Here is a 2,285-nt window from a genome sequence, read left to right on the forward strand (position 1 = left end):
ACGTGATCGCCGCCGGCATCATCCCGGCCGGCCTGGAAATGATGGACAAGACTTGCGTCAATGCGCGCATGGTCGCGCGCGCCTTGTCGATGGACGGCACCTGCACCGGCGAGCATGGCGTGGGCCTGCACAAGATGGATTTCCTGGTGCAGGAACATGGCAGCGATGCCATCGAGACAATGCGCGTGCTGAAGCACGCATTTGATCCCAAGAACATATTGAACCCCGGTAAAATTCTCTCCTGGTAGAGAATTTGTCCGCCAAGCGCATGCATTAGCAGGCTGTTGAAAAACGTCGCGAGCGGGCCGAGATTGCAGCCGAGGAGCACACGCGTACGAATGGTACGCAGAGCACCGCAGGCTGCAAGATCGGCCCGCGCAGTAGTTTTTCAACAGCCTGTTAGGGCAGATTCCCGGCTCCCTCAGTGAAGGAACTCCTCCCCATGGCCATCCGCCTGCCTCCGGTTCACGCGCTGTCCGCTTTCGAAGCGGCTGCCCGCCTTGGTTCTTTTGCCGTTGCCGCCGACGAGTTGTGCATCACGCCGTCGGCGCTGTCGCACCGCATCCGCCTGCTGGAGGATTTCGTCGGCGAACGCCTGTTCCTGCGCGACGGCCGCACCGTCACCCTGTCGGAGTTCGGGCGCCGCTATCTGGACGTGGTGCGCGCCGCATTGCGCACGCTGACCGATTTCCCGCTGCCGCACCGCAGCGCGCCGGCGCAGCCGCGCATCAAGGTCACGGTGCCGCCGACCTTCGCGCGCTGCCTCTTGGTGCCGCGCCTGGCGGAATTCGCCGCGCAGCATCCGGAGATCGTGATCGAGCTGTTCCTGTCGGTGCCGCTGTACGATCTGGCGCTGTCGGAGAGCGATGTCGAGGTGCGCTTCGGCGCCGGCAAGTATCCGGATATCTTGACCGAAAAGCTGTACGAGGAACCGACCTTCGCGGTGGCGAGTCCGGCGTATCTGGAAAAAATCGGCGGCCTGAAGACGCCGGCCGACCTGCAGAAGGCCACCCTGCTGCGCTCCGCGCTGGAGCCGTGGCAGCCGTGGTTCGAGGTGGCCGGGCTGGACTGGCCGGAGCCGTCGACCGGGCTGCGTCTGGATGACCTCGGGCTGCTGCTGGAAGCGGTGCGCCACGGATACGGCGTGGGACTGACGCGCCAACATTTCGTGCAGGACCTGATGACCAAAGGCGAAATCGTGCATCTGTTCCCGGATGTGCAGTTGAAGACGCCGCCGCATGCGTACTACGTCGTGTATGAGCAGGGCGCGCGCGAGCGCCCGGAAGTTTCCGCCTTCATCGACTGGCTGCTGACGACGTTCGGCAGTCTGTAATCCGGTTCATCGCGCCCGTGGGCGCCGGCCGCCACGCGTGAAAAGATTTCACGCGACGGGGCAATGTTTTTCAGCCCGCCAGGCACGCGCGGCCGCCCCGCCGGCGCGCGTTTTCGCTACACTCTTCCCCTACTGGACAAGCAGGAAGCAGACATGAATGCTCCATCGAAACCCGCCTTCACCATCGAGCGGCAGCGTGAAGTCGTCACAGCATTGCGCAAGGTACTGCCCGATCATTGCATCTTGTATAACGAGGAAGATACCCGGCCTTATGAGTGCGACGGTTTGTCGGCCTACCGGCAGCTGCCGATGGTCGTGGTGCTGCCCGAAACCGAGGCGCAGGTGGTCGCCATCCTCAACCTCTGCCGCGAACTGAAGGTGCCGATCGTGCCGCGCGGCGCCGGCACCGGTCTGTCCGGCGGCGCGATGCCGATCGCCGACGGCGTGGTGCTGTCGACCGCGAAGTTCAACAGGCTGATCAAGCTCGATCCGTATTCGCGTACCGCGGTGGTGCAGCCGGGCGTGCGCAATCTGGCGATCTCGGACGCGGCCGCGCCCTACGGCCTGTACTACGCGCCCGATCCGTCGTCGCAAATCGCCTGCACCATCGGCGGCAACGTCGCGGAAAACTCCGGCGGCGTGCATTGCCTGAAGTACGGCCTGACCGTGCACAACGTGCTGCGCGTGCGCATGGTCACGATCGACGGCGAGATCGTCGAACTCGGCGGCGGCGCGCTCGATGCGCCCGGCCTCGACCTGCTGGCGGTGTTCATCGGCTCCGAAGGCATGCTCGGCGTGGTGACCGAAGTGACGGTCAAGCTGGTGCCCAAGCCGCAGACCGCGCGCGTGATCATGGCGTCGTTCGATTCGGTGGTGAAGGGCGGCGATGCGGTCGCCAACGTGATCGCCGCCGGCATCATCCCGGCCGGCCTGGAAATGATGGACAAGACTT

The 2,285-nt window shown here is 64.7% G+C and carries 3 protein-coding genes; all 3 read left to right on the forward strand.

Going from position 1 to position 2,285, the window contains the following annotated elements:
- Nucleotides 1–248, forward strand: a 248-nt coding sequence (locus A6M56_RS03790) for an FAD-binding oxidoreductase (protein WP_286757778.1), incomplete at its 5' end; no start/stop codon positions are given.
- A gap of 194 nt (nucleotides 249–442) precedes the next feature.
- Nucleotides 443–1,333 carry a LysR substrate-binding domain-containing protein gene (locus tag A6M56_RS03795; protein ID WP_286757780.1) on the forward strand — a complete coding sequence of 297 codons (891 nt, stop codon included), beginning with the start codon at nucleotides 443–445 and terminating at the stop codon, nucleotides 1,331–1,333.
- Between the two features lie 153 nt (nucleotides 1,334–1,486).
- On the forward strand, nucleotides 1,487–2,285 hold a 799-nt coding region (locus A6M56_RS03800), incomplete at its 3' end, for an FAD-binding protein (protein ID WP_286757782.1).

This window comes from Ralstonia sp. RL (assembly GCF_001683835.1).
In the GTDB taxonomy this organism is placed as follows: Bacteria; Pseudomonadota; Gammaproteobacteria; order Burkholderiales; family Burkholderiaceae; genus Ralstonia; species Ralstonia mannitolilytica.